19 protein-coding genes are annotated in these 26,513 nt (G+C 59.7%); 10 read left to right on the top strand and 9 right to left on the bottom strand.

Going from position 1 to position 26,513, the window contains the following annotated elements:
* Window position 1: 1 nt before the first annotated feature.
* Together SH410x_RS10520 and SH410x_RS10515 are read left to right on the top strand one after the other, a co-directional pair.
* Window positions 2–508 (top strand): 3-hydroxyacyl-ACP dehydratase FabZ family protein, encoded by a 507-nt coding sequence (locus tag SH410x_RS10520; RefSeq protein ID WP_473676463.1) that lies wholly within the window; start codon window positions 2–4, stop codon window positions 506–508.
* A 6-nt stretch (window positions 509–514) separates the two neighbouring features.
* The gene (locus SH410x_RS10515; protein WP_473676462.1) at window positions 515–1,804 is read left to right on the top strand and encodes a beta-ketoacyl-[acyl-carrier-protein] synthase family protein; all 1,290 of its coding nucleotides are present in this window, start codon (window positions 515–517) and stop codon (window positions 1,802–1,804) included.
* An 834-nt stretch (window positions 1,805–2,638) separates the two neighbouring features.
* Here SH410x_RS10515 and SH410x_RS10510 read toward each other — a convergent pair.
* From SH410x_RS10510 to SH410x_RS10500, 3 genes are all read right to left on the bottom strand, one after another.
* Window positions 2,639–4,096, bottom strand: a complete 1,458-nt coding sequence (locus tag SH410x_RS10510) for a beta-ketoacyl synthase N-terminal-like domain-containing protein (RefSeq protein ID WP_473676461.1) — start codon at window positions 4,094–4,096, stop codon at window positions 2,639–2,641.
* A gap of 146 nt (window positions 4,097–4,242) precedes the next feature.
* Window positions 4,243–4,659, bottom strand: coding sequence for an OsmC family protein (locus tag SH410x_RS10505; RefSeq protein WP_473676460.1), 417 nt, complete (start codon window positions 4,657–4,659; stop codon window positions 4,243–4,245).
* 124 nt (window positions 4,660–4,783) lie between these two features.
* The gene (locus SH410x_RS10500; protein WP_473676459.1) at window positions 4,784–5,929 is read right to left on the bottom strand and encodes a Gfo/Idh/MocA family protein; all 1,146 of its coding nucleotides are present in this window, start codon (window positions 5,927–5,929) and stop codon (window positions 4,784–4,786) included.
* A 201-nt stretch (window positions 5,930–6,130) separates the two neighbouring features.
* Between SH410x_RS10500 and SH410x_RS10495 the strand changes: the two genes are divergently transcribed.
* Window positions 6,131–8,947: a COG1361 family protein gene (locus tag SH410x_RS10495; protein WP_473676458.1), complete on the top strand. Its 2,817-nt coding sequence runs from the start codon at window positions 6,131–6,133 to the stop codon at window positions 8,945–8,947.
* Window positions 8,948–9,192: 245 nt separating this feature from the next.
* On the opposite strand, the gene SH410x_RS10490 is transcribed toward SH410x_RS10495, so the two are convergent.
* On the bottom strand, window positions 9,193–10,203 hold the full coding sequence (locus SH410x_RS10490) for a hypothetical protein (protein ID WP_473676457.1): 1,011 nt from the start codon (window positions 10,201–10,203) through the stop codon (window positions 9,193–9,195).
* Here SH410x_RS10490 and SH410x_RS10485 point away from each other — a divergent pair.
* Window positions 10,202–10,426 (top strand): hypothetical protein, encoded by a 225-nt coding sequence (locus SH410x_RS10485; RefSeq protein WP_473676456.1) that lies wholly within the window; start codon window positions 10,202–10,204, stop codon window positions 10,424–10,426. The genes SH410x_RS10490 and SH410x_RS10485 overlap by 2 nt on opposite strands.
* A gap of 50 nt (window positions 10,427–10,476) precedes the next feature.
* Here SH410x_RS10485 and SH410x_RS10480 read toward each other — a convergent pair whose 3' ends face one another.
* Window positions 10,477–14,361 carry a secretin N-terminal domain-containing protein gene (locus tag SH410x_RS10480; RefSeq protein ID WP_473676455.1) on the bottom strand — a complete coding sequence of 1,295 codons (3,885 nt, stop codon included), beginning with the start codon at window positions 14,359–14,361 and terminating at the stop codon, window positions 10,477–10,479.
* 1,345 nt (window positions 14,362–15,706) lie between these two features.
* On the opposite strand from SH410x_RS10480, the gene trhA reads away from it, so the two are divergent.
* Window positions 15,707–16,414, top strand: coding sequence for a PAQR family membrane homeostasis protein TrhA (gene trhA, locus SH410x_RS10475; RefSeq protein ID WP_473676454.1), 708 nt, complete (start codon window positions 15,707–15,709; stop codon window positions 16,412–16,414).
* A gap of 1 nt (window position 16,415) precedes the next feature.
* On the opposite strand, the gene SH410x_RS10470 is transcribed toward trhA, so the two are convergent.
* Window positions 16,416–17,321, bottom strand: coding sequence for a sigma-70 family RNA polymerase sigma factor (locus SH410x_RS10470; RefSeq protein WP_473676453.1), 906 nt, complete (start codon window positions 17,319–17,321; stop codon window positions 16,416–16,418).
* A 227-nt stretch (window positions 17,322–17,548) separates the two neighbouring features.
* Here SH410x_RS10470 and SH410x_RS10465 point away from each other — a divergent pair, with 227 nt between their 5' ends.
* The 4 genes from SH410x_RS10465 to SH410x_RS10450 all read left to right on the top strand — a co-directional run bounded on the left by SH410x_RS10465 (window position 17,549) and on the right by SH410x_RS10450 (window position 21,114).
* Window positions 17,549–18,754, top strand: a complete 1,206-nt coding sequence (locus SH410x_RS10465) for a peptidylprolyl isomerase (protein ID WP_473676452.1) — start codon at window positions 17,549–17,551, stop codon at window positions 18,752–18,754.
* Window positions 18,751–19,416, top strand: a complete 666-nt coding sequence (locus SH410x_RS10460; protein WP_473676451.1) for a hypothetical protein — start codon at window positions 18,751–18,753, stop codon at window positions 19,414–19,416. The genes SH410x_RS10465 and SH410x_RS10460 overlap by 4 nt, the downstream gene beginning before the upstream one ends.
* A gap of 258 nt (window positions 19,417–19,674) precedes the next feature.
* The gene (locus tag SH410x_RS10455) at window positions 19,675–19,872 is read left to right on the top strand and encodes a hypothetical protein (protein WP_473676450.1); all 198 of its coding nucleotides are present in this window, start codon (window positions 19,675–19,677) and stop codon (window positions 19,870–19,872) included.
* Window positions 19,873–20,031: 159 nt separating this feature from the next.
* Window positions 20,032–21,114 (top strand): Gfo/Idh/MocA family protein, encoded by a 1,083-nt coding sequence (locus SH410x_RS10450; protein ID WP_473676449.1) that lies wholly within the window; start codon window positions 20,032–20,034, stop codon window positions 21,112–21,114.
* A 1,158-nt stretch (window positions 21,115–22,272) separates the two neighbouring features.
* Here SH410x_RS10450 and SH410x_RS10445 read toward each other — a convergent pair.
* The 3 genes from SH410x_RS10445 to SH410x_RS10435 form a co-directional block, all read right to left on the bottom strand.
* Window positions 22,273–22,683 carry a hypothetical protein gene (locus tag SH410x_RS10445; RefSeq protein ID WP_473676448.1) on the bottom strand — a complete coding sequence of 137 codons (411 nt, stop codon included), beginning with the start codon at window positions 22,681–22,683 and terminating at the stop codon, window positions 22,273–22,275.
* A 627-nt stretch (window positions 22,684–23,310) separates the two neighbouring features.
* Window positions 23,311–24,462: an LptF/LptG family permease gene (locus SH410x_RS10440; RefSeq protein ID WP_473676447.1), complete on the bottom strand. Its 1,152-nt coding sequence runs from the start codon at window positions 24,460–24,462 to the stop codon at window positions 23,311–23,313.
* A 133-nt stretch (window positions 24,463–24,595) separates the two neighbouring features.
* Window positions 24,596–25,105, bottom strand: coding sequence for a hemerythrin domain-containing protein (locus SH410x_RS10435; RefSeq protein ID WP_473676446.1), 510 nt, complete (start codon window positions 25,103–25,105; stop codon window positions 24,596–24,598).
* Window positions 25,106–25,325: 220 nt separating this feature from the next.
* Between SH410x_RS10435 and SH410x_RS10430 the strand changes: the two genes are divergently transcribed.
* A complete protein-coding gene (locus SH410x_RS10430; RefSeq protein ID WP_473676445.1) occupies window positions 25,326–26,513 on the top strand; it encodes a hypothetical protein in 1,188 nt (395 codons plus the stop codon).

Below are 26,513 nucleotides of genomic sequence, written 5' to 3'. Positions count from 1 at the left end.
CATGCGTTGGTTTTGGGTAGATCGATTTACCGAGTTCGTCAGTGGGTCTCATGCGCGCGGCATCAAGAATGTCGCGCTCGATGAGGAGGTGATCGATGGGTACAGCATCGGTTATCCGTTGCTGCCACCGACATTGATCATTGAAGGCTTAGCCCAGCTGGGCGGGATCCTCGTTCATGAACATTTTGGGTTCACCAAACGCGTCGTACTGGCCAAAGTCAGTAAAGTGAAATTTCACGCGCCCGCGAAACCAGGTGATACGCTGAACTATCATGTGAAGATGGGGCGAACCCAAGCACTCGGCGCGGTCATCAGTGGCACGAGCCATTGCAATGGCGAACTGCAAGCCGAAGCGGACTTGATGTTCGCATTTTTAGAAGAGGGGCATCTCGTTGATGGCTCTCTATTCAATCCGGGTGACCTGCGGTCCATGTTGCGAATGATGAATTTCTTTCACGTTGCGGTTACCGCCGATGGCAATCCCGTTCCTTCCTACAAGAATCTTTGAGCGTCCATGTCGCCGCGCCGCCGAGTCGTCGTTACCGGGATCGGAATGATCAACCCCATGGGTTGGGATGTCACGACGGTCTGGTCTGGTCTGAAAGAAAGTCGCAGCGGAGTCGCAGCCACGACGCTGTTTGACGCGACCGGATTTCCTACGCGAATAAGCGCGGAAATCAAAAACTGGGATATTACCAAAACCGTTCCCGATGGCGACCAGCATGTCCGCCGCGGTCGACATACCCAATTCGCGATCGCCGCGGCGTCCCAAGCCGTCGCCGACAGCGGTGTGCTCGACTCCGTCGAGGATCCCACGCGCATGGGCGTCTACTTAGGTAGCGGTGAGGGCAACCAAGATTTCGGCACCTTCAGCCGTATGATGGTCGCTGCGCTTTCGACGGGTGAGTACGACGTCAGACGGTTCATTGCCGCTGGTATCGACTTGCTCGACCCCGCGAAAGAACTCGAGCAAGAACCGAACATGCCGGCCGCTCACCTGGCGACGCGTTTCAACGCACAAGGCCCCAACTTCAACTGTTTGACCGCCTGCGCGGCGAGCAGCCAAGCGGTGGGCGAGGCGACTGAGATCATTCGTCGCGGTGAGGCCGATGTGATGCTCGCCGGCGGCACCCATAGCATGATCCATCCGTTCGGAGTGACCGGATTCAATTTGTTGACGGCACTCTCGGAAAGCAACGACGAGCCCACCAAAGCGAGCCGCCCGTTTGACGCAGGACGAAATGGCTTCGTCCTCGGTGAGGGATCCGCCATGGTGGTCTTGGAAGAACTCGAGTCAGCCAAAAAGCGGGGCGCGACCATTTATGGAGAGGTTGCCGGATACGGCACCACCGCGGATGCATATCGCATCACCGACATCCCGCCGGACGGACATGGCGGCATCGCCGCGATGCGAATGGCGATCGCCGATGCCGGTCTGACGCCTGCCGATATTGATTATGTCAACGCGCACGGCACCAGCACCAAGGTGAACGATCGTGTGGAATCCAAGGCCTGTCACGAAGTCTTCGGTGAGCTCGCCGCGACCACTCCCGTCAGCAGCACGAAAAGCATGATGGGGCACCTGATCGCCGCCGCCGGGGTGACCGAGATGATCGTGTGCTTGATGGCGATGCGAGACAGTGTCCTGCCGCCAACGATCAACTACGAGAATCCTGATCCAGACTGCGACTTGGACTACGTTCCAAACCAAGCTCGCGAGGCAGAGCTGAAGTACACCCTCAATAATAGTTTTGGTTTCGGTGGCCAAAACGTGACGCTGTGCCTGAGCCGTTTTAATGGCTAAGCGAGGTTAGGGAAGTGTTTCATTCGAACAGCCGTTTCGGATGTGAGCCGCCCACTGATTGAGCCGAATGCCGTAAGGCATCGGGTAACACACACCACCGCGTCGCTCACCCGATATCGGCCCCCAGGGAACAAACAGCCACCCGGCCGCTCACGCGACTCGGCTCATAAACCCCCACCCCCGCCAACAATTTCGCCACGCAATTGAGCCGAATGCCGTAAGGCATCGGGTAACACACACCACCCGGCCTCACGCGGCGTCGGCCCCAGGGGAAAAACAGCCACCCGGCCGCTCACGCGACTCGGCTCATAAATCCCCACCCCAGCCAATAACTTCGCCACGCAATTGAGCCGAATGCCGTAAGGCATCGGGTAACACACACCACCGCGTCGCTCATCCGACATCGGCCCCCAGGAGAAGAAACAGCCACCCGGCCGCTCACGCGGCTCGGCTCATAAATCCCCCACCCCAGCCAACAATTTCGCCACGCAATTGAGCCGAATGCCGTGAGGCATCGGGTAACACACACCACCGGCCTCACGCGACATCGGCCCCAGGGAACAAACAGCCACCCGGCCGCTCACGCGACTCGGCTCATAAATCCCCCAACCCGGCCAACAATTTCGACACGCAATTGAGCCGAATGCCGTAAGGCATCGGGTAACACACACCACCACCCGCCTCACGCGACGTCGGCCCCAGGGAAGAAACAGCCACTCAAACTCTTCCCCTGGGGTTGGCTGCGGATGCTCTACCGCATCAAACGCGAGCGATGTCGTTCGGTACGCGTGCCGTTGATGGGGATTTCAAAACATCATCCAGAGTGCCAGACCACTAGCCCGCCAAGATCACGGCAGTGGCGTGGCCGGGTGAGGTGTGCGAGATCACCATCACGACGCGTTTCTCGAGCGGTCGAACTTGATCGCTCACATTGAGTGGTTTGAGGGTCGAATCCGTCCCCGCCACACAGGAATCAGCGTGGGGCACGCATGGTATTTTTCCGCTCTGCAGGGTCACGCACCCGGCCAATAGTCCCATCATGCCGCTGGCGGCACCGGTATGTCCGAGCAATGTGGCGGGCAAAACGACGGCGGCGTCCGGAATCACCCGTGCCAATGCTTCTCGCTCGCACGCATCGAGCACCGGATCGCCCGCGGCGTGGCCGACGACCGCACCAATGTCCTCGGGCTGCATGTCGGCTGCGGCCAAAGCGCCTCGCATCGCGGCGATGATGGCATCCGCTGAGCCGCGACCGGCATCGGGGCGGATGTCCGCCGTCCGTTCTCCCGACAGGAAGGCGGGCGAAGCGATGAAGCGGGATGCAAAGCCCAGCACGCGGGCGATCGGCTTGACGCCTCTCGCCGCTGCCGTATCGGCTCGCTCGAGCACCAATCCGCCGGCACCTTCGCCCCGGACCAACCCATCGGCGTCAATCGCGTGCGGGCGGCTGGTCCGTGAAACGGGATCAACCACCTTGGCCAACGGCTGGTCCTCGGTGAACGAGGCACGTGTCGCGTTGAGACGCGTGCCGCTGGCGCTGACGACTAAGAAATCGGCAATCTCACGGTGCAAATAGCCACACGCTTCGATCAACGCAGACGCTCCCGAGGCGTCACCGACGGTAATCGAGTTATTCGGGCCATGGGCGTTGAGCACGATGCTGTAGTGACACGCAGGCATATTGGGCAAATATTTCAACAGCCACAGCGGCGTGATATGCCGCATCGCAGAGTTACCGAACTCACTCGCGGCAAACGCTCCGTCCGCATTGACACTGTCCGCGAACGCATCGCTCAACTCCAACGGGGGCCCGTACAACAGCTCGCTGCCGAATACGGTTCCAATCCGATCGCTGCTGATTTTTCCGCTCTCGGTGTAGCACGGCCGCTGCTCGGCATGCTCCGCCCCCGCGTGCCGGATCCGTTGCTCCGTTGCCGCGGGCTCTGCGGGCAGAAACGGTTGCAATCCCGCATCCAGGACGGCCAGCTGCGATGCTGCGTAGGCCGTTTGAATCTCGCGAGACATTACTTTGAGCGCTTTACGCGGCGTGACAAACTGTTTGCCATTGAAGTCAACCAACCCCGCGACGACCGCTGTTTCTTTGACGAGGCGGGGAACACCGTCCTCGTAGCAATACTGCAGCACGACATCTTCGCTCGTCTCGCTCGCATTTTCGTCGTAGTGACGCACCCCACTGACACCGTCGAGCAGGGACTGCGTAAACGCTGCACGGCCCACCCCGATCGACGATACCATGCCCACGCCGGTAATCACGATGTCGGACGAATTCATGGGGCGGAACTTAGGGATAACGGGTGTGACGTAAAATAAGGGTCCGTAACGCGCACGAATCTACCTCCCAGTATGGTCGGCATGCCACAGACTAACCAGCCTAGAGACGGGGATTTCACATGAAATCGCCACGGCTGCCGGAAAAATCAGGAGTATTGGAACTCGATGGGGGCATCGATTTCTGGATGCAGGCTCTGATGGACCGGACATTGGCGAGCCGCAGACGTCAACCGGTCACGCATGGCGTCGTCCAATTCGATTGAGGCGGGGAAGGTCACCGTGGTCGTCAGGCGTCCGATCCGGCGCATCGGCGACTGGACCATCTCCTTGGAAACGTGGACTTCCGTACCGCTCAAATCCACCTCATGGCGGGCTGCGACGATGCCCATGATCGTCAACACGCACGTCCCCAACGCTGTCGCCACCAAATCGCTCGGCGAAAAAGCCTCGCCACGACCGCCGTTGTCGGTCGGTGCGTCCGTGGAAATCTGCTGACCACTGGGACCGTGGGTGGCCTGGCAACGAAGCTGACCTTGATAAACCGCTTTGATTTCAACTGCCATGGGGATGTGATTGAGGGGAGAGGGGGATCGGAAAGAGGGGATACGGGAGAATAGCTTCTGTGGTGTGGGTTCGACAGCGGTGACGTCGCTCTTGGGTGGGCGCGTCTCGGTGATCCCTGACGACTCATTTCAATTCGATAGCGACGGCGAGTGCGTCGAGCAGAGTTTGGGTCTGGAGTGCCTGCTCGTGATACTTCTGCCACGGTTTTTCGCCAGCGGCCTGCGATCCGTTGCGGATCCAGCCCACCAGTCGCGAAATCATTTCCCGCTCTTGATGGCAGCGGGGCGAGCGAGTCAGTGGCTGCGCGGCGGCATCGGGACTCGCGGGTAGCTCCTGTTCGCTCGGCGGCAGCATTGAGTGAACCTTGCCCGAAGCTTCATGGACCCAGCTCCGGGCAGGTTTGTCGGCCCAGGGGCGAGTGAAATCGTCGCACACGATCGAGGCTTCCGCCCCGGCGATCTCACACCACTTCCGCGTCGTCGTATCGAAACCACAGGAGAGAGTCGCGGTCGTTTCATCGGCAAAACGCATGGTTGCCGAGACACGCACGTCGATGCCATCCCGCATGACCGCCGTCGCGTAGACCTGATCCGGTAGCCCGCCGGTGGCAAACCGAATCAGCCCCGCGGCGTACCAACCGAGATCCAATAGGGCGCCGCCCCCCAGACTTGCGTCGAGTCGATGGTCGCCGCTCTGAAAGGGATTGGGAAACGAGACCGCTGCACTGATATGCCGCAGGGGACCGATGCGAAACGGTAAACGCTCCTGGGCTGCGTCGGACTCGTCCGCAAATAATTCATCTTGTTTGGCCGCCGCGATCGCGGCATCGGGTTGAGGTGTCGCCGTCGTCAGCCAGTGGCGGAACTGGTCGGTGCGTTCATGGTGCAACCAAGCCGTGGCGTCGAGGAATCTCACGTCGGCACGATTCGCCGCCGCGAGCATCTCGCGAACTTGCGCCGCTGAGAGCGCAACGGGCTTCTCGCACAGGACATGCTTGCCCGCGGCGCATGCGGCGAGCGTCCACTCGTGATGCAGTGACGGTGGCAATGCAATGTAAACCGCGTCGACGTCATCACGTGCTAGCAACGCGTCATAGCCCTCCACCGCCGCGGCAATCCCATAATTGTCGGCGGCCCACTGAGCCCGGCTGGCGCTGCGTGAGGCGATCGCGGTGGGCGTTGCTCCCGGCGTCGACTGCAGATCGGCGACCAACCGCCGCGTGATACGTCCCGTGCCGAGGACGCCGAATCGAATGGGTAGTGATGACATGGGGCTGAGTTGAGTAGACGCGGAAAAACGGAGGCGGGCGGTCTGGGGGCGTAATCTTCGTCGCAATCTGGATAACCCGCAATCGGCGACCCAGCTTCTGTCGAGATTTTGCCTTTGTCTCTTGCGAATCCCGCCCCCGGTGTGTCTGCGTGCTAGCGTTCCTACGGACGAATTCTTTTTCTCTGTTCTACCGATGGAACGATGCACTTCACCACGATCATTGACGATCTACGCAGCCAGCAACGTGTGTCCGCACGTGGCTTGCGTGGGTTTTCATTGTGGTTGATGGTGCTCCTCGTGACCGTCAGCGGCTGCGGTCATTTGCGTTTACCCGCAATCGATGGCACCGGGTCATGCCTGTTTGCCCCGCTACCCACAACGACGCAGTTGGTGTCGCCCTGTACGAATGGGACGTGCTGCCTGAATCCATGTAAATGCCTCGGGTGCATTAAGAATCTGGGGTGCTGCTTGAGCTGCCCCGGCTTTGATTTCCCCAACCCCGCATTCACCGAACCCGCCGATCCACCTGCCTGTGCCCAACCGGGTGCCGCGACTGGCAGCGGCGCGATCAATAACGAGCCCTGCGTGCCCGGTCCCGATTGCAGTGGCGAATGCCTCGTCGGTCCCCCCGCTGTGCTCTACGGTAGCGAGATTGATCCCAAACTCGCCTGCAAGCTGCCCTCCCGTGGCAAACGGGGCTGCATCCTTCTGTCACCCCAGAAAATTGTCGCCCCCGTGGGCGGGGAAGTCATGTTCCTTTCAGGCATCTGTGGCACCGATGGTTACCTGCAAGTCGCCGAACCGCTCGAGTGGATGCTCAGCCGAGACAGCGTGGGCAATATCATCGCTGTGGACGACAATGCACCGGGCCTGATCCATAAACTGGCCAGTGTTCCCGTAGCGAAAAAGCAAGATGGCGCTTACGCACGCGGTGTGACCAGCACCAAGGAGATGCTGATTACCCGTGGAAACACCAACCCCAACGACGACGTCAAACTCGAAAAGGGCCAGACGTGGATGACCTTGAGCAGCCCCAGTGAAGGCACCAGCCACGTCACCGTGCTGGCTCCCGAGAGCGAATGCTGGGATCAACGCAAGGCTTCGGCGACGATTTACTGGGTCGATGCCCGTTGGGTATTCCCGGCGCCGCAGCGTCTGACTGCCGGAGTGGCCGCTGAGCTGGTCACACGCGTGACCCGAGCCGAAGGGTCGCTGCCCGCTCGCGGCTGGAAAGTCCGCTATGAAAACATGAACCCTGAACTGGCCAGTTTCGCGGGCACCGATGGATCCTCGATCGTGGAAGTCAACGTAGACGACTCCGGCAACGCTCCCGCGACCCTCGTGCCCATTCCTGGGACAGCGGGCAACGCGATCGTTGACGTTCGAGTCATCCGCCCCGGCGGGACCGCTGACAACATGCCCGACCTGACGCTCGGACGCGGTCAAGCGTTCGTGACGTGGTCGTCACCGCAATTGACTCTCCGCACCGGTGGTCCGGAAATCGCCTCCTACAACACGCCTTTCGACGTGTCCGCCAATATCGCCAACCCAGGCGATCAAGACGCGACAGGGATCGAAGTTCGGGCTGCGATTCCCGACGGCGTGAAAGTCATCTCGAGTGACACGTTTGCGAAAGTATTCCCCAACAGCGTCGTTTGGCAGATCGGCACCATCCCCCCACAGCAACAGCTCGACCTGGGACTCAAACTCAGCTCCGGTGCACCGGTTTCGATCGACTTCGAAGCTCGCGGTGATGGTGGTCTGTCCGCCAACGGGAACATTCGAGTCGACATTTTCCGCCCCGCATTGGCGCTACGCGTTGCTGCGGAACGGGATCGCTATGAAACCGGCGAAAAGGTCGCCTTTGAGATTGAAGTCGAAAACACCGGCGATCGCCCCCTGCGTGACATCTCGCTGACCGCGTCCGGTGATCAGTACATGATGCATAGTGAAAAGGGCACCCGCGAGGTGGGCAATGACAAAACAGACGGCCCGCTACAACCCGGCGAGATCTGGCGTAGCACGGTTCGATTCACGCCCACCGATTCAGGGCTTCGCTGCGTGACGTTCCAAGCCGCCGCAGCGGGTGGCCAACAACAATCGCTGTCCTCCTGCGTCACCGTTATCAATCCGGCCCCGCCCACGCCCGCCATGTCGGTCATGGTCTCGGCGGCCCGCGATCGCATCAGCGTTGGCGACAACGTGTTTGTGCGGGGGCGAGTCGAAAACACGGGCAGCATTCCGCTCAAGAGCGTGCGGGTAACGATGTCGTACGATCCGCATCTTTTACCCCAACAAGCGACGGTGGATTTCCCGCGTAATCTCGATACTCCCTATCTGATTTCGTGGACGATTCCTGAACTGCCCGCTGGCGAGACCGCTGTACTCGAAGCCGAATTCGCGGCCCAACAGACCAGCGCGGCCAGTCAATTCATTTTTACCGCGGAATCCGCCGAAGGCGCCCGCGGCCGAAACTCAACCTCCGTACAGATTCTTCCAGGCAATGCCCCCGCCGCACCTCTGGTGGCGCCACCCGTCTTGCCACCAGCACAAACGCCTCCGGCAATCCCCGCTGGCCCCGGCACGCCGCCGGCGCTCCCGCCACCGCCGAGCACACAGCCGAGTCCTTCAGATCGCCGCGCCCCCGGCACTCTGCGGCTCGACGTATTGCAACGCGACATCTCACCCCGCGTGAATGACCCGATCGGCTACTCGATCCGATTGACCAACGATACCGACGAAGTGGATCATGCCGTACAGATCTCGTTTGATACGCCCAACGGCGTGACGATCGAGCGTCTGACCCAAACCCAAAGCCCTGAACTGGGAAAATTCACACGGGGTGGTAACACGATCTACTTTGAAGAAATTCGCTCGATCAAACCACGCGAATCGATCGACTACGAACTCGTTCTCCGCAGCAATCAACCCCAAAACTTCAATCTGGTGATCGAAGCGATCAGTCGCAACCTCCCCACCGGCATCGCCGTATCCCAACCGACTGAGGTGGCACAGTAGGATGGGACCATTGTCCCGTCCGACAACTCCCCAAAGACCTCATTCCCAACGCCACTCAAGCGATCGGTCGGCGACCCGAGCGTAGCGAAAACGACCGGCTAACCACCGGCTAATCGCTGGGATCCTTCCAGGATCGGCGTCATTTGGAAGGGGATTGGGCCCGGATGGGACCATTGTCCCGTCCGACAACTCGGTATGCGGAGTCGTTGCAAAAGTGCGCGCTCGGGACCATGGTCCCAAGCTACTTAGCGCTGCGTTCGGGTGCTCGCGGGCAGCGTTTGGTAGTCGGTCTTGGCGTCGTCCACGTTGACCTCCGGTTGCGATGGTTTCATGGCCACATTGAGCGAGTTGGTGGCCTTGCCGCCAGCGATGTTCCAGGTCGGCACACCTGCTGTCGGTGCAGCGGATTCGGGGACGAGACGCGCACTCGCTGCCTCACGGTGAATCGTAGTTGTCGTCAATCCGCTGGTCGGTGGATTCGATCCCGATGCGGCGGCTTGCCATTGTCGGTACTCGGGAGCAAACCGTTGGGCGAGACTCTCAGCCGCACTGGGTTTGGCGCCCGGCAGCAACACGGTGGACGATGAGCCCTGGACGATTTTGCCCTCGGCCGTCGTGAACGAAGCCACGAGTGAGACACGGGTTTGGTTGCCACCAACGGCGTCCCAAGGAATCCAAACGCTATATGACGCGCCGAGGTCCGAGCGACTGAAGTGGCGAGTGAACTGCTCGGGGGTGAACTCGTAGCGTTTCACCAACGGCATCTCCTCTTTCCCAGGGCTACCTTCGTCGAAGGCATGCACCCGCAGGGTCCCCTCGACGGGGACGGGCCGGGATTTCTCGTCGTAAAAGTACACTCGAGCTCCAAATCCACGTGTTGGAACGCGCCCGACTTGGGTGAGCGTGTCAGGCGTCCAGGTCGCAGCGAGCTTGACCGGATTCGGATACGGTTCGGGCACGTCACTCTTGGACTTTGACCACGGCATCCGATCGAATATCGATCTCGTGTCGGTCAGTGACTCTTTCGTATTGAACGTACTGCAGCCGGTGACGGTGACCAGCAAAACGCAACCCAGGCCGGCGACGAGCGGTTGAGTGCCGCCAGCACGACGGGCACTCAGGGCTGAGGGACGGGCACTCAGGGCTGAGGGTAGGCTCCGACTGGCAACCAAGACGCAAGCTCTGGCCAGGGCGGAACGACCCGATTGGAAACGCCCGCGTTGCATCGACACAATTTTGCAATTCATCTTTTTCATGACGTTTCTTTCGGGTTACGGTCGCCCCCAAGGGGGCTTTGGATTGTTTCGTGATCCTAAAACTCAGCACGGCAACGAAGCGACGAGCAGAAATTTGGTAGCCGAACGCACCGCGGCCGGAACGTTCCAACGCGGAGCGTTCGACTACCATTCCCAACAGACATTTCCCGCTCGTTGCGAACCGGTGGTGCTCGCTTCGCTCGACCACCGGCTAATTACCTGAAATAGCGGTAGTGGATCTTTCACAAGATCCACTACCCAAACATGGCTTGACTACTGAGCCGTCGCTTTCCCCGGTCCGATCCAGCTGCCGAGTTTGCCTTGGAAACTTGACCAACGTCGCGTTGGAGTTTTGGTTTCGGGCGTCGAATCGGGCAGCCTCGTCGGCGTGGTTCTCATCGAGGTCGGCGTCGCTGGAGTCTTCGGTTTGGCGTTGGTAGCACCGTCGGAGGGCGAAAAGATACGTGGCTCCGATGGCTGACCGCTGGCTCCCGGTTGGGACGACGTTGGCGCCGAAGAACGTGGTGCGGCATTGGGATGCATCAACTCCGGTGTGCTGCTTGGTACAGGCATGGTATGAGATCCCTCGGGTGCCCACTGCTGTGGTTGGCCAGGGGCATGCGTGTTCCCGAACGCTTCGGATTGAAACAGTTCCGCGGGCGACATGATCGATTCTCCGGGAGCGAGTTCCACACCAGGCGGCAGTCCCGTTTCCAGTGACACGTTCGATCCCGGCGGCACACCGGCCGTTGGAGCCGCCATACCACCTTGCATCAAGTGGTTCGGGTACATCGGTGGTACCGTACGACCTTCAGAATTCAGGGGCATGTCGGCGGCGGGGAAAACGTCCACAGTCGGCTGGATATCAGGGAAAATGGTGGGGCCGATCGCGGGTCCCCACAATCCGTGACCACCGGACAATCCAACGTTACCGTGAGCCTCGACCACATCGGCCAAGCACCAACTCATGCGGTTGGACTCTTCAATTTTGACGTACTCGAGGTCCTCGTCGCCCGTAACGAGCGTCGGGGTCATGATCACGAGCAGTTCGTTGCGTACTTCCTGCTCGGAATCGTACCGAAAGAAGACGCCCAGCAAGGGGATCGACGATAGGTAGGGGACCCGTTTGGTGCTGTTGGAACGGACCTTTTGGATCAGCCCACCAAAGACAACCGTTTGGCCATCGAAGGCAGTGATGGTCGAGCGGGCGACACTTTGGTCAATCGCAGGAACAAAAATATCGGTACCTGTCTCCGTCGTGCCAATGACCTGGCCGACGGTAAAGTTCACGTTCTTGCGGCTGGCGTCAATGTCCATGATGATCAAACCATCCGCACCGACTCGCGGCGTGACCTGCAGGGTAATCCCGACGTCGATGTCTTCGATCCCGATCTGCGTATTCCCAATCCCGGTGACATTCAGTCCGGTCGGTCGAGGAAACGATTGACCGACGTTGATAAAGCCTGTGGTGTTGTCGACCGTCATCACCTGTGGACGACTGAGTACTTGCAACCGGTTGGCCGTTTGCAGGGTACGCAGGAACAGACTGATCGAGTCGCTCGCTGCGGAGAAGGCAAACCCCTTCGCACTCCCGACATTCATCAACTGGCTGGTGGCCAGCCCGAAACTCGTCACGCCTTGGGAGGCGAGTGTGTCGCTCCCCGCTCGATTCAGGTTCGGTGTACCGTTGTCGTTGAAATTGAAACCAGGGATCGATGGCGTTCCCAGACCTGCTCCGGCAACCCCTCGATCGAACAACAAAGAATCCTGCAACCCGATCTCGCCACCGATTTCGAAGCCGTCATCGAGCTTGACTTCAGCGATCAGCGTTTTGATCAAAACCATGGGTGGGCGACGATCGAGACGGTCGATCAATCGGCGGACCTCTTCATAGAGTCGTGGCGAAACACTCAACAACAAGCTGTTGGTTTGGTTCTCAGGCACGACGATTAAATCCCGATCGGGCAGGTCGTAGGGACCGATGCTCTGCTGCAATTGCGGGATGATGTTTTGCGATTGCTGGCGAGCGGTGACATAGCTCGTGATGGCCGTTGAGATATTTTCGGCGATTTGATGCTTCAACCAAATGACCTCAGTGATCCGCTCGGCGAATCCGGTACTGTCGAGTCGCAACAGAATACTCTCGACGACTTCGAGATCCTCTGCGGACCCGCTGGCGATGATGCTGTTGGTGCGAGCGTCGGTTGAGAATCGCAGAGCGACCAGAGCACTGTCAGTGCTCGACAGCGCGTTCAACCCAGATTGATTGCCGGCACCCACGCTCGTTCCGGCGGTCCCTGCATCGGTACCGAACAGGTTTTGCAGCGCCGTGGTCAGCTTGGTCGCGTCACCGTTTTCGACCGTGAATACCTTCACGAGCGAGTCCACCCCTGCAGGCTGGTCGAGTTGGCGAATCAATTCAGCGATCAACGGCATGCCTTCACTCGGGGCACGCACCACAACCGCGTTGGCATTGCTGTCGGCCGTCACGACGGTACCGCTGAGCACGCCTGAATTGAGCACTGAATTGCCCGCCGGGCCGAGCCCGACCATGGACAGTGTCGACGTCTTGGGCGTTGTGCCTTCGGGCACATTTTCAGGCTCCGCGGTGACGGCATCTTGCAGCACGAGTGCGAGGTCCTCGGCACGAGCGTTTCGCAACGGGAAAATTCGAATTTGGCTCGTTGCGGCAGCTTGCGAGACATCGAGGTCATCGACCAAGCGCGTGACTTCCGCCAGATCGCGGGGCGAAGCGGCCACGACGAGCGAGTTGGTCCGCTGGTCGGCTTTGACGCGGACGCGAACGCCCAGACCCGGACGTGGGTCCGAATCTTCACCGGGTTGATTGGTGAAGAACTCGCGGATGCTGGTTTCGACATCGATCGCCGAAGCATGCTTGAGTCGGAAGACACGTAGTTTGTCAGTCTCTGGAATGGGCTGATCAATTTTTTCGACGAGATCCAGGACCGCTTTAATCGCTTCGGCCCGCCCGATCAACAGCAGCGCGTTGGGTGCATCGAGAGACGTGATGCTGACATCACCCTGACGTGCCGACAGCACATCTTCATAGAGTTGTACGAGCAGTGCAGCGACGGCATTCGAATCGGCGTACTTTAATTCACGCACTTCGATTTGAGGCTGTGTGATTTTGGCCTGGGCTTCGATCTCAGCGATCACCTGCTTGATTCGTTCGACATCTCGCTTGGCACCCTTGATGATGATCAAACCGGAGTCCGGGACGATTTGGATATCCGTATCACCGATCACACCGCCGTCGGTATCCTCGGCGGCTGCGTCGGCAACCGCGGCGGCGACGTCTGCCGAAGGGGTGGGAATTTCTTCCACAACGACTTCTTCGTTGGCGGTGGTGTCTTGAGCAAAGGCCGCAGTCCGGAATTTCGGCTTGTTACGCATCACGGCTGGCCGGTTGAGCTGCTGTTCCTGCTCTGGAGCCGTTTTCTTTTCAAGAGCTTCGAGCAATCGGATGGCTCGTTGCACTGGGCCGACCTCGGCGTGGACGAGACGCAGCACTTCGGTTTGCTCGTCATCGAATCGTATCGGCTGGTCAATCGCCGTGAAAATTCGCAACCACACCGCTTGTGACCGCTGAGCCGCTGTCAACGTGATCGCGTCGCTGCGACGATCGACATCGACCTGGGTGGGCGATGTCGCTTTGCCGAGGCGGATTTGGAACGTTGCCCGCTCACCGTTGCGACTGGTCGTGACAGCAACTTGCTCGCCAGCGATCGAACGGAGCAGATCCTCCGCTTCCCGCCAACTGATATGCATTAACTGCACCTTGACCGCAGTCCGCTCACCAGCCTCCCGGGCGGTTGGCTGGAGGTGCTTGATCAACATCGCCGCATCTTCGGCGATCTTCGCCTGGAGAGACGGTGGTGCCATGACGAGGACGGCGCCGCCGCCCCGATCGTCGGCCGTAATACTGACACCCACCTCCCCGTGATACTGCAGACTCAATCGCGTCGCGACCGGATCGACCAATTCGATCGGTACGGCGACCTGCCGCAGTTCGGGAGCGTCGACCCGCTCCGCGAATGCGTCTGATACCGAGACGCTGCTGAACGCTACCGCGATCAGCAATAACGTTGCCGCCCAACGATTGGGCTGGTCAGCTAACAGTATTTTTTTGTTTAACATGCGGTTGATCTCTGGGCCAAGCACCCTGCGTTGGAATCGAAACCGAAAGGCTCCAACGACAAGCAGTCGTAGTAGTTTCCGTACAAGTGCTTCCATCGTCACAACCCGACCGTTTTCTTGAGTCGTTGTGATCGCGATTGGAGCGCAGATCGCTACAATCGGTGTTCGAGGCCTGCCATGCCATCGACTCTCGCCGCCCAACTGAGCTGGGCGGACCGCTACGGAACGAGCGGAAAATGACTGTCTGAAGTTGTGGCCGAACGCTCCGCGGTCGACGATTCCGACCGCGGAGCGTTCGGCCACGTATTTGCCGCTCGTCTGAGCATGTGCTGACCTTGAAATGCGACGCGTTCGATTGACTCGCTGTCGCTTTAAGCTGGTTTGGGGGAATTCCATCCGCATCACCCCAGTGGCCGTTCGCGGGCTGGTGATGGAATGAGCCGAGTCGCGTAAGCGGCCGGGTGGCTGTTTCTTCCACTGGACTGACGTCGCGTGAGGCGGCCGGGGTGGTGCGTGTTACCCGATGCCTTACGGCATTCGGCTCAATAGTGCGTGTCGAAATTGTTGGCCGGGGTGCGGTTTTATGAGCCGAGTCGCGTAAGCGGCCGGGTGGCTGTTTCTTCCCCCTGGACTGACGTCGCGTGAGGCGGCCGGGGTGGTGCGTGTTACCCGATGCCTTACGGCATTCGGCTCAATAGTGCGTGTCGAAATTGTTGGCCGGGGTGCGGTTTTATGAGCCGAGTCGCGTAAGCGGCCGGGTGGCTGTTTTTTCCCCTGGACTGACGTCGCGTGAGGCGGCCGGGGTGGTGTGTGTTACCCGATGCCTTACGGCATTCGGCTCATTTTTGACGGGCGGACTTCGAATCGATCGACAGGCCGGGGTGGTGCGTGTTACCCGATGCCTTACGGCATTCGGCTCATTTTTGACCGGCGGACTTCGAATCGATCAACAGGCTGGGGTGGTGCGTGTTACCCGATGCCTTACGGCATTCGGCTCATTTTTGACGGGCGGACTTCGAATCGATCAACAGGCTGGGGTGGTGCGCGTTACCCGATGCCTTACGGCATTCGGCGCAATCGACGGCCCGTGGAGCGGGCTGGCGATTTCTTGGCTATGGTCGCAGCCCACGCGCAGCTCGCTACAATGGGCTTTCGAAGTCTGACCCATGCCATCTAATTTCGCTGCGAAACGGAGCCGTAGGCGCTAGCCTCGGTCTTTATGCAGCAATAACGGTGATGCGAGGCCCGCGGCGAGCGCCGCCGGCTCACTAAGTTCACGCCGTTGGGCCGTCTAACGATGGTCACCCCCCACACGAATGGACATCCGCTCGAATTGCGCGACATCATGAATAGTGAAACCGTAGAACACGCCCCGCCCGAGCCGGTTCACTCAGAGCCCGCGCGAGGGATCGTCGACGGTTCACCTCCCATCCAACCGGACCAAGAGTGGGCCAACGCTTGGACGCATGGGATCGCCGCGGTCATCTGGTTGGGGCTCTCGGTGTGGCTGGTGACGCGGGCGTCCCATATCAGCGCGGGGCTGGCGATTGCCTGTGCCGCGTATGGGGCGAGCTGCATCGGCACATTCACATGCTCAACATTGTCGCACACGTTTCTCGAGCGACCGCGGTTGGACCGCTACCGCGCCTGGGACCAAGCCATGATCTATCTGATGATCATCGGTACCTACACACCGATCACCTACCAGATGGCGGCGTCGCAGTACCGGCTGCTCCTGCTCGCCGCGATGTGGGGATTCGCGTTGTGGGGATTCGTCAACAAAGCGATCTTGAACCACCGCATCCATTCCATCAGCACGGTCAGCTACCTGATGCTGGGGTGGTTACCGGCCATTCCACTATATGGCCGGATCTCGTTGGGACTTTTCGGATATGTGCTCGCCGGTGGCGTGATTTACAGCCTGGGGGTGCTTTTTTTAATCAATGACAGCCGCGTCAAGTACTTTCACGCGGTGTGGCATTTGTTCGTGTTCACCGCGTCGATCGTACACTTTGTCGGCATCGTCAAATATGTGGTCATCGTCCCCACGTAGACTAGAATCCCATGTCACGCGGGTCGGTCAAACCATCGGCCATTCGCCGCAGGGCCTCGGTTTCGATTTGGCGAACCCGCTCACGCGTCAGCCCAAGTTCGGCACCGATTTCCTTGAGTGTCATCGGTTCGGAACCATCCAAGCCAAACCGCAATTTCAAAACCGTCGCATCTCGCAGATCGAGATTCTCCAGCAGGCCCATCGCGTGTTTCAGGATATCATGATCGAGCATCGCTTCATCAGGCGACTTCACTCGCTCGTCCATCACCATGTCACCGAGCGACCATCCTGAATCGCTCTGGTCACTCTGCGGAGTTGCATTGTTAATCTTGATCGCCTTGCGGATGATCGGCAGTTTCTTTTTGGGCAGGCCGAGCATGCGGGCGACCTCCTCATTGGTCGGCGTGCGCCGGAGTTCTTCGTTGAGCCGGGCCGTCCCACGCCGCCACTTGCTGAGCAATTCAACCATGTAGGCGGGGATGCGAATCGTTTTGGAACTGTTGATCAGCGCCCGCTTAATCGCCTGTTTGATCCAATAACTTGCGTAGGTGCTAAAGCGAGTTCCATGGATCGGATCAAACCCCTCGACGGCCCGGAGCAAACCAAGATTGCCCTCTTCGATCAGATCCTGCAGCCCCAATCCCTTGCCCGTGTAGCCCCGTGAGATATTGACCACCAGACGCAGATTGGCACGCACCATCCGGTCACGTGCCATCACGTCGCCTCCGGCAATCCGTGTCGCCAGTTCAGTCTCCTCGGCGGCCGACAGCAGTGCCGTCTCGTTAATTTCACGCAGATAGATCTCCAGCGGCGACTGAGCCGCTTGGCTGTGGTCGGCAACAGGTTTACGACTACGTGATTTCAACAAGGCGACTTCGCCTTGCTCTAGTTGCTCTGTAAAGCTCATCTCGTGCGGTCCGATCAAATAGGAGGTGCTCAGCAGGCAGGGGAGGCGCTGCGGGAGCAATAGGGAGGGTCACTCTAGATATCGTCCGCGTCCATGCCGCCGAACGAATGTTTGAGAATTTGTTCGCATCGTGCCGGTTTTTCCAAATATGAGCAGGTGTGAAAGTGGGCGCTTTGGATGCCCCATCAATCTCTGTTGCATTTCCACCGACGATTCATCTACAAGCGATGGATCGTTCGCAATTGTTCATCCCCTATCCAGCCATCGGGCCTGCCATGCCCCCAAACTATAGATTGCCGCTTGCAAACCTCCTGGTGGTTGTGATCGCTGTGATGGCTGCTGCGCCGCTGGCCTGGGGGCAGCAGCTCACCCAGGCACAGATCGACGAGGCCATGCAGGCGAAGCTGCCAACCGATCCAGCCGCCGTCGTTGCGATTGTCGGCGAAAGCGCCATTTTGCTAGGCGAAATCAACCCGAAAATCGAAGCCCGCATTCAGGAGGTCGTGGCCAATGCAGGCCAGGAAATCCCTGCGGACCAGATTCATTTCGCCCGCGTGCGGATGGTGCGGGGCCTGTTGGCACAAACGATCCAGAACCGGATGATGCGTGAATCCTTCCTGCTCGACCAAGTCGCCACGCAAACGGCCGAAAAACGCCGCGAAGCAGATGCAAAAATGCAGGCCCAAGCACGGCAGATGTTCTTCGAGTCCGAAGTTCCGGAACTGCGAAAGACGTACGAAGTTGACTCGATATCGGAGCTCGACGAGAAACTGCATGAGGAGGCGAGTTCCCTGGCCGCACGTGAACGCGAGTTCATCGACCAAATGCTCGGCCACGTCTATCTGCAGAACAAAGTCGACCGCGACCCGCCGATCGCCTTGTCCGAAATACGAGAATACTACATTGTCCACCGGGACGAGTTCTACAATAAATCCCGTGCGAAATGGGAGCAAATCACTGTCAAGTTTGAGAACTTCCCCTCCAAAAAAGCCGCCTATGACGCGATCTGGGCAATGGGCCGGGAGGCCTTCTTCGGCGGCAACATGCAAGCGATTGCACGTGAGAAAAGCCAAGAGCCCTTCGCCAGCGACGGTGGCGTGCACGACTGGACGAATCAGGGTGCATTGGCCTCGCACGTCCTCGATGAACAGATCTTTTCCATCCCCACCGGGGAGATGAGCCTCATTATCGAAGACGTGGACGCCTATCACATCGTCCGCGTCACCGATCGGGAACCCGAAGGCGTGACCCCACTCGCCGATGTCCAAGAAGATATCCGCAAAATCCTGCGAGGCGAGAAAGTCGCCAAGGCGCAAGCCGACGCGTTGGATGAGATCAGTCGCCGCGTGCCCGTTTGGTCCTTGTTCCCAGAAGATATTCCTGGCGCCAAACCACTGCCACAAATCGCCGCCCGACCCATGAATCGCCAATGAGATCGTCACCGCGGACGAGCGACTCAGCAGCTCGAAATGGGAATTGCCAATCGACACGTCGAGGTTTTGTGGCCGCGCTGTTGGGCGCCGCTGTGATGCCGGCCGGGTGCGGTACGCTGGCGTACCGATTGACCAGCGATGTGCCGGAGCAATACGTTCCCAATCCGCTCGAACTGCCCCCCGTCGCCGATGACTTTCTGTGGTTACAAGTTGTCGACACGCTCGACGATTATTTCCGGATCGCCCGGCAACAACCCGTCGTGAACAGCCAAGGGCTGGTGCTCGAAGGCAAACTTGAAACCAGCTACAAAATCGCTGGCTCGATCTTCCAGCCATGGCAGAAGGACAACACGACCGGATTCGAGAGACTCCAGAGCACACTACAGACGATCCGCCGCCGCGCCATCGTGACGGTGCGGCCCGCCACAGCGGGGTACAGCGTGGAAGTCATCGTGCAGAAGGACCTCGAGGACACCGATCGCACTCAGAACGCGACTGAATCGATCATCGGTGCCGAGAAAGGCGAAGCACGCACCAACCGTGCCGACACTTTCGGCGAGAGTCCACAAACGATCGGCTGGATCCCACTGGGACGCGACACCTCGCTCGAACAAGCCATCCTGAAGGACATTTTCGGGCGGGTGACCCAGCCCGACGGGTGACCCGGCCCAACGGGTGCCCCAGCCCGACGGGTGAGCCGGCGTGGCCTGCAGAGACTTGCATGCAACCTGCGATTGCATGCACGACACCCGCTTGGGCCTCCAGTGCCAAAACACCCGTTCTCACAGGGCTTTGATCGTGAAATGCCGGGTTTCCGTCACCCCTGCGACAACTTGGCACACCACGTGCATTTCAAACACCTCATCAGAACATCACGGATGGTGTTCCCCGCCCAACCGCTCTGAATGAGGTTTACAAAAATGTCACGGATTACCCAAACACTTTCTCTGATCACCGCCTTGATTTCCGGTGGCATCTACGACACGGTCGAAGCGAGTCACGCCAACTCGCTCGAATCGAATACGTCGATGGTGCGCGGCGTCGAAACCAATGACGAAGATCTTCGCATCATGACCGAGGCACGCATCGCACTGGGCAACGAACTTCGCAAGCGTTAGTGATCCCCCGCGTCTCCCCCGCGGCTCCGCGGCTGCCACCTTTCGCATCTGCATCCATGCGATTTGAAACGCTGCTCAACGATGTGATATACTCGCTCTTGGGACCTCCCATTTCCCCGTGTGGACTCGACCTGGAGCGGCATAGCACCGCAACTTATCATGAGCGATCGTTTCAAAATTGTTGGCATCAACTTCGACCACTTCCACATGGGCGATTTGCTGCGGATGGCGTTCGATCATCCCGACGTGGATTTAGTGGGTATCTGCGACGAGACGCCTGACCGGATGGCGGGTGCCCGCGAAGCGTTCGACATTGCCGATGAAAAGGTGTTTACCGACTATCGGCAGCTGCTCGAGACGACGCAGCCCGACCTTGCGATCCTCTGCCCCGCCGCGTCGACGCACGGGGTGTGGGTCGAGCGTGTCGCACCCTATGGATGCGACATCCTCATCGAGAAACCCTTTGCCGCTTCCCTCGCCGAAGCGGACCAGATGACTGCCGCGTGCCGAGCATCCGGCAGTCGCCTGGCGATTAACTGGCCGTTGGCCTGGATGGCCTGTCACCGCACTGCCAAGCGTTACGTTGATGAAGGCCACATCGGCGATGTCTTGGAGGTCCACCACTACGGTGGCAACCGGGGTCCGCTCTGTCACGGGGCGGACAAGATCGAGCGAACGCCGGCTGAAATCGCCAAGGAAAAATCAGAGAGCTGGTTCTACAAGAAAAGCCAGGGTGGAGGCTCGCTCCTGGACTACCTCGGCTACGGCACCACCCTCGGGACCTGGTTCATGAACGGCAAACGCCCCCTCGAAATCACGACCATGGTCGACGCGGAGGAAGGCCTGGAGGTTGACGAGCACAGCATCACCATCGCCCGGTACGAGAGCGGGCTTTCCAAGTTCGAGACGCGGTGGGGCACCTACACCGATCCCTGGACGCACCAGCCCCAACCCAAAACAGGGTTCGTTCTGGTGGGTACCCGCGGCACGATTGCGAGCTACGACTACGACAACCGAATCCACTGGCAAAACGAATGGTGCCAAGCAGGTGAATGGGAAGACGCAGACACCCTGGTTCCGCCGTTCCAAAACCCGGTCCAATACATGGTCGATGTGATCCGCAACGACAAACCGATCGAAGGACCGCTGTCGGTCGAAATCAGCCGCATCGGCCAACAGATCGTCGACTCCGCCGTGCTCAGCGCGAAAGAACGCAGAACCGTGCCGCTGGTCGAGGCCTAACAGGCTGTTGATCGAGTCTTAGCCCGACCGGTGTTTTGAGCCGAGTGCCGTAAGGCACCGGGTACCACACACCACCACCCGCCTCACGCGACGTCGGCCCCAGGGAACAAACAGCCACCCGGCCGCTTACGCGACTCGGCTCATAGATCCCCCCACCCCAGCCAACAATTTCGACACGCAATTGAGCCGAATGCCGTGAGGCATCGGGTACCACACACCACCGGCCGCCTCACGCGGCGTCGGCCCCACGAAAAAACAGCCACCCGGCCGCTCACGCGACTCGGCTCATAAATCCCCCACCCCAGCCAACAATTTCGACACGCAATTGAGCCGAATGCCGTGAGGCATCGGGTAACACACACCACCGGCCGCCTCACGCGATATCGGCCCCCACGGAACAAACAGCCACCCGGCCGCTCACGCGACGTCGGCTCATAAATCCCCCACCCCAGCCAACAACTTCGACACGCAATTGAGCCGAATGCCGTGAGGCATCGGGTAACACACACCACCGGCCGCCTCACGCGACGTCGGCCCCAGGGAAAAAACAGCCACCCGGCCGCTCACGCGACTCGGCTCATAAAACCCCAAACCCCAGCCAACAACTTCGCCACGCAGTTGAGCCGAATGCCGTGAGGCATCGGGTAACACACACCACCGGCCGCCTCACGCGACGTCAGCCCCAGGCGAACAAACAGCCACCCGGCCGCTCACGCGGCTCGGCTCATAAATCCCCCAACCCAGCCAACAATTTCGCCACGCAATTGAGCCGAATGCCGTGAGGCATCGGGTAACACACACCACCGGCCACCTCACGCGATATCGGCCCCACGAAAAAACAGCCACCCGGCCGCTCACGCGGCTCGGCTCATAAATCCCCCACCCCAGCCAACAATTTCGACACACAATTGAGCCGAATGCCGTAAGGCATCGGGTAACACACACCACCACCCGCCTCACGCGGCGTCGGCCCCAGGGAAGAAACAGCCACCCGGCCGCTCACGCGACTCGGCTCATAAATCCCCCACCCCAGCCAACAACTTCGACACGCAATTGAGCCGAATGCCGTGAGGCACCGGGTAACACACACCACCGGCCGCCTCACGCGACGTCGGCCCCAGGGAACAAACAGCCACCCGGCCGCTCACGCGGCTCGGCTCATAAATCCCAAACCCCAGCCAACAATTTCGACACGCAATTGAGCCGAGTGCCGTGAGGCATCGGGTAACACACACCACCGACCGCCTCACGCGACGTCGGCCCCAGGGAACAAACAGCCACCCGGCCGCTCACGCGACTCGGCTCATAAAACCCCACCCCAGCCAACAACTTCGACACGCAATTGAGCCGAGTGCCGTAAGGCATCGGGTAACACACACCACCGGCCGCCTCACGCGACGTCGGCCCCAGGGAACAAACAGCCACCCGGCCGCTCACGCGACTCGGCTCATAAAACCCCACCCCAACCAACAATTTCGACACGCAATTGAGCCGAATGCCGTGAGGCATCGGGTAACACACACCACCGGCCGCCTCACGCGACGTCGGCCCCAGGGAAAAAACAGCCACCCGGCCGCTCACGCGGCTCGGCTCATGAATCCCCCACCCCAGCCAACAATTTCGACACGCAATTGAGCCGAATGCCGTGAGGCATCGGGTAACACACACCACCGGCCGCCTCACGCGACGTCGGCCCCAGGGAACAAACAGCCACCCGGCCGCTCACGCGGCTCGGCTCATAAAACCCCACCCCAGCCAACAATTTCGCCCCGCAATTGAGCCGAATGCCGTGAGGCATCGGGTAACACACACCACCGGCCGACTCACGCGACGTCGGCCCCAGGGAACAAACAGCCACCCGGCCGCTCACGCGACTCGGCTCATAAATCCCCCACCCCAGCCAACAACTTCGCCACGCAATTGAGCCGAATGCCGTGAGGCACCGGGTAACACACACCACCGGCCGACTCACGCGACGTCGGCCCCAGGGAACAAACAGCCACCCGGCCGCTCACGCGACTCGGCTCATAAATCCCCAACCCCAGCCAACAATTTCGCCACGCAATTGAGCCGAATGCCGTAAGGCATCGGGTAACACACACCACCGGCCGCCTCACGCGACGTCGGCCCCAGGGAACAAACAGCCACCCGGCCGCTCACGCGGCTCGGCTCATGAATCCCCCACGCCGCGACGCCTCAGACTCGCTGGACGGCACGCAGTCGCACATAGGCCAGTGGTGCCACGACCAGCAGCGGGAGCCAGGCGGCCATGCCCGGTGAGAGCATCGTGCCGCTACCGCCGAGGGCGCCCGCGAGTGTTTTCAAGGCGAAGAACCCCAGCACCAGACCGACGGCCGAACCGATCAGCACAAAAATCTTGCGGCCGCGAGCGTTGACAACCATCGGCAGAACCAGCATCACGAGCGCGAAATCCAACGGTGCACGCACGATCCGTTCATGCACCTGAGTCTGTAACGCCAAACTGCTGTGCACGGCTGGGTTTCGAATCCGGCCACTGAGTTCCCATACGGAGGCCAAACGAGTGGCGGTGTCCTGGGTCTGCAGCATGTTCGGATGCACCGTCGTCGCCACAAAGCACTCGTCCGCGGCCAGCCAGTCGTGATCGGCAGACGTCATCAGTATCGGCTGGCCACCGCGACTCGCAGATGCAATCGTACCGATATCTTCGGGGCTTTTCACACCACGCATCAAGTAGCCCGATGTGGGCGGACCGCCGCCGGCTGGCTGAGCATCCATCCAAACCGCCTCCTTGGCGATCAGCATGTCGCCGAACCCTTCGTACTCACTGTCGATGCGGAAGTTAGGCCGCTCGATTTTGCGAGCCTTAGTCTGCAACTGGGAACCCTCGATCAAGATCCCTGCAAATTGGTCAAAAGTGGGTCGGACCGACTGTTCGATTTCACCATTGAGGTCTTCCGCCTTCATCGTTAACGAACTGCGGAAATGCGGAATCACAAACTCGCGACACACCAACTGCCCTGAGATGATCACCAGCGAGGCGATCACCATCGGCCGAAAGATGCGTCCGTGCGAGATCCCTGCCGAGAGCGTTGCGGTTAACTCTCCGGTCCGCCGCAGCCACCCCACCGTGAACAGAAACGACATCAGCGTGATGATCGCCCCGGTCATGTCGAACAGCAGGATCAGATAGGGCCCATAGAAACGGACCAGCACCGATGGCAGACTCTCGCCCGAGCGGGTTTGGGCGACGAGGTCCTCAAATGCCGTGAAGGCATGAAAAACAATAAAGATACCTGCCAGTGACAGGAAACACACCATCACGGTGCGAAGGAAGAGGAGCAGGATATAGCGGTCGATCTTCGTCACAGCTAGAAAGCTCGAAAGCGTGGATTCTCAGGCGGGCGCGTCCCTTGTTCTTGGTAGCCCGCCCGACGTCTCCACCGCAAGTCGACTTGCGATCTTTTGCTCGGCCCGTGTTTACTCGCGCCCTGGCCGCCGCTCAGTCGCCGACCCCGATGTCTTCGTCGAGTGCGTCGAGGATTAGTTTCAATTCGGCTTCCTCGTGGTTTTGAAGCTGCACGAGGAACTCATCGAAACGATTTAAGATTCTCTCTTGGGCAGTGGTCACCTCAGGCGTGGTGCCTTCGATCGGTGCGTCACCGGTGTGGGTGTCGACGGCCGCTTCGGCCAAGTGTCGAGCCTCCTCAAACAGCACCGCATGTTGCGAGCGAAGTGTGTCCGCTGTGATCGACAATTCGGTCTCCGTTCCGATCGCTTCGTCAAAGTAACCGTAGGCTTCCTCGAGCCCAAAGTGCAGCGCCAACTGGTCGCGGAGATCCGCAAAAAGAGTGAGCAACTCCGGCCAATGATTCGCTGCAGCTTCGCGCCGCTGCGTGAGCAGACGCATGCGATCGATCAAAATTTTCAAATCGCGGTTGTCGTCTTTGATGTCCTTCAAGAAGGCGGCATTGACCGTTAAGCGACGGGATTGATCAGTGTTGCGAGACATCGGGGTGTTCCTGCCTTGGAGAATGAATAGCTTCGCTTAGTGTAACTGATTTCGACGATCCGGGTGAAGCGATCATCCGCTCAGAGGCTGACAGATTGTCACCTGGCCGGCCTTGATTTGTGTCGTTCGATTTTGGTAGCTCAACATGGAAGTTTGATTCCCATTGCACCGCCCGGATCGCTCCGAGCCTGTGACCACCGACCGCAGGAAAGCTGTTTCCATGATCAAAATGCCGATGTGCCGAATGTTTTGTGACCGATCGATCGCAATGCTCGCGTTCCTCGTCATGGCCAGTGCGATGCCCAGCATCCACGCCGAGGGGCCATCGCTACTGCGCATGTTCTCCCGTGGCGACCATCAGGTCAACGCGGACGAGTCGAAATCCTACTCCTTGACGCCCGAGGACGGGCCCTGGCTGGTGCTCGCTCACACATTCGTCGGCGAGGGATCGAGTGATCGCGCCGAACGCCTGGCCCTGGAAATCCGGCGTGACCTGAATCTGCCAGCATTCGTTTTCGAAGATGACTTTGATTTCTCCGGCGAAGTCAATCCTGGCTCAGCGGTCCAACGCAGCGGCGGTGCACACAGCCAACGCCGCATGAAATACCAGAATCAGATCCGCTACAAGGCACACGCAGTCCTAGTGGGCGAGTACGACAATCCCGATCACCCCCAAATTGACTCCGACCTGGAACGCATCAAAACAGCTTCCTGCGCCGTCTTCGGTGACAAGAAGGAGATGGCCGCGGAGAACGATTTCCGGAACCCAGTGACCGCCGTCAAGGCAATGCACCAACGCTTGACCGAGCGTTTCGCCGATAAGAAACGCGGCCCCATGGGCAACGCGTTCCTCACCCGCAACCCGATGCTGCCCGAAGACTATTTTCGATCGCCCGAAGTCGACGCGTTCGTTCGCAGCCTCAACGATGACAAACCGAACAGCTTGCTGAATTGCGAAGGCAAGTACACCGTCGTCGTCCGAACGTTCACCGGGTTCAACACGATCGTGGACGGCAAGAAGGAAAAGAATTATGAACCCAGTGCCAAGCGGATGCTGCAGTGCGGAGTCGACGCCAACCAAATGGTCGCACTGCTGCGGGCCGAAGGCGTCGAAGCCTACGAATACCACGACCGAACCCAATCGATCGTCACCATCGGCAGTTTCGATTCCCTCGGCAAAGAACTACCCGGCGGTGGATTCGAATACGCACCGGATATCCAACGCGTGATGAATGAGTACCGCGCCTTCAACGTCGACCCCAAGTTGGCAGATCATGTCAAACGCCAAACGACCCAGGGTGTGCCCGTAAAATGCGTCGCTCAAAAGTACCCGTTTGATGTCGAACCGCTACCGATCGCCGTTCCCAAGGTGACCAAACGCAGTCTCTATGGCGCGATCGGCCGCTGA

This window comes from Rhodopirellula sp. SH410 (genome assembly GCF_055811895.1).
Note: the sequence above shows the minus strand (reverse complement) of the source record. Positions and strands in the feature narration are given on the sequence as shown.

What these genes read in the sequence shown, in the direction of transcription:
- SH410x_RS10520 (WP_473676463.1), top strand. Translation starts at nt 2, where the DNA reads ATGCGTTGGTTTTGGGTAGATCGATTTACCGAGTTCGTCAGTGGGTCT.
- SH410x_RS10515 (WP_473676462.1), top strand. Translation starts at nt 515, where the DNA reads ATGTCGCCGCGCCGCCGAGTCGTCGTTACCGGGATCGGAATGATCAAC.
- SH410x_RS10510 (WP_473676461.1), bottom strand. Translation starts at nt 4,096, where the DNA reads ATGAATTCGTCCGACATCGTGATTACCGGCGTGGGCATGGTATCGTCG.
- SH410x_RS10505 (WP_473676460.1), bottom strand. Translation starts at nt 4,659, where the DNA reads ATGGCAGTTGAAATCAAAGCGGTTTATCAAGGTCAGCTTCGTTGCCAG.
- SH410x_RS10500 (WP_473676459.1), bottom strand. Translation starts at nt 5,929, where the DNA reads ATGTCATCACTACCCATTCGATTCGGCGTCCTCGGCACGGGACGTATC.
- SH410x_RS10495 (WP_473676458.1), top strand. Translation starts at nt 6,131, where the DNA reads ATGCACTTCACCACGATCATTGACGATCTACGCAGCCAGCAACGTGTG.
- SH410x_RS10485 (WP_473676456.1), top strand. Translation starts at nt 10,202, where the DNA reads ATGACGTTTCTTTCGGGTTACGGTCGCCCCCAAGGGGGCTTTGGATTG.
- SH410x_RS10490 (WP_473676457.1), bottom strand. Translation starts at nt 10,203, where the DNA reads ATGAAAAAGATGAATTGCAAAATTGTGTCGATGCAACGCGGGCGTTTC.
- SH410x_RS10480 (WP_473676455.1), bottom strand. Translation starts at nt 14,361, where the DNA reads ATGTTAAACAAAAAAATACTGTTAGCTGACCAGCCCAATCGTTGGGCG.
- trhA (WP_473676454.1), top strand. Translation starts at nt 15,707, where the DNA reads ATGAATAGTGAAACCGTAGAACACGCCCCGCCCGAGCCGGTTCACTCA.
- SH410x_RS10470 (WP_473676453.1), bottom strand. Translation starts at nt 17,321, where the DNA reads ATGAGCTTTACAGAGCAACTAGAGCAAGGCGAAGTCGCCTTGTTGAAA.
- SH410x_RS10465 (WP_473676452.1), top strand. Translation starts at nt 17,549, where the DNA reads ATGGATCGTTCGCAATTGTTCATCCCCTATCCAGCCATCGGGCCTGCC.
- SH410x_RS10460 (WP_473676451.1), top strand. Translation starts at nt 18,751, where the DNA reads ATGAGATCGTCACCGCGGACGAGCGACTCAGCAGCTCGAAATGGGAAT.
- SH410x_RS10455 (WP_473676450.1), top strand. Translation starts at nt 19,675, where the DNA reads ATGTCACGGATTACCCAAACACTTTCTCTGATCACCGCCTTGATTTCC.
- SH410x_RS10450 (WP_473676449.1), top strand. Translation starts at nt 20,032, where the DNA reads ATGAGCGATCGTTTCAAAATTGTTGGCATCAACTTCGACCACTTCCAC.
- SH410x_RS10435 (WP_473676446.1), bottom strand. Translation starts at nt 25,105, where the DNA reads ATGTCTCGCAACACTGATCAATCCCGTCGCTTAACGGTCAATGCCGCC.
- SH410x_RS10430 (WP_473676445.1), top strand. Translation starts at nt 25,326, where the DNA reads ATGATCAAAATGCCGATGTGCCGAATGTTTTGTGACCGATCGATCGCA.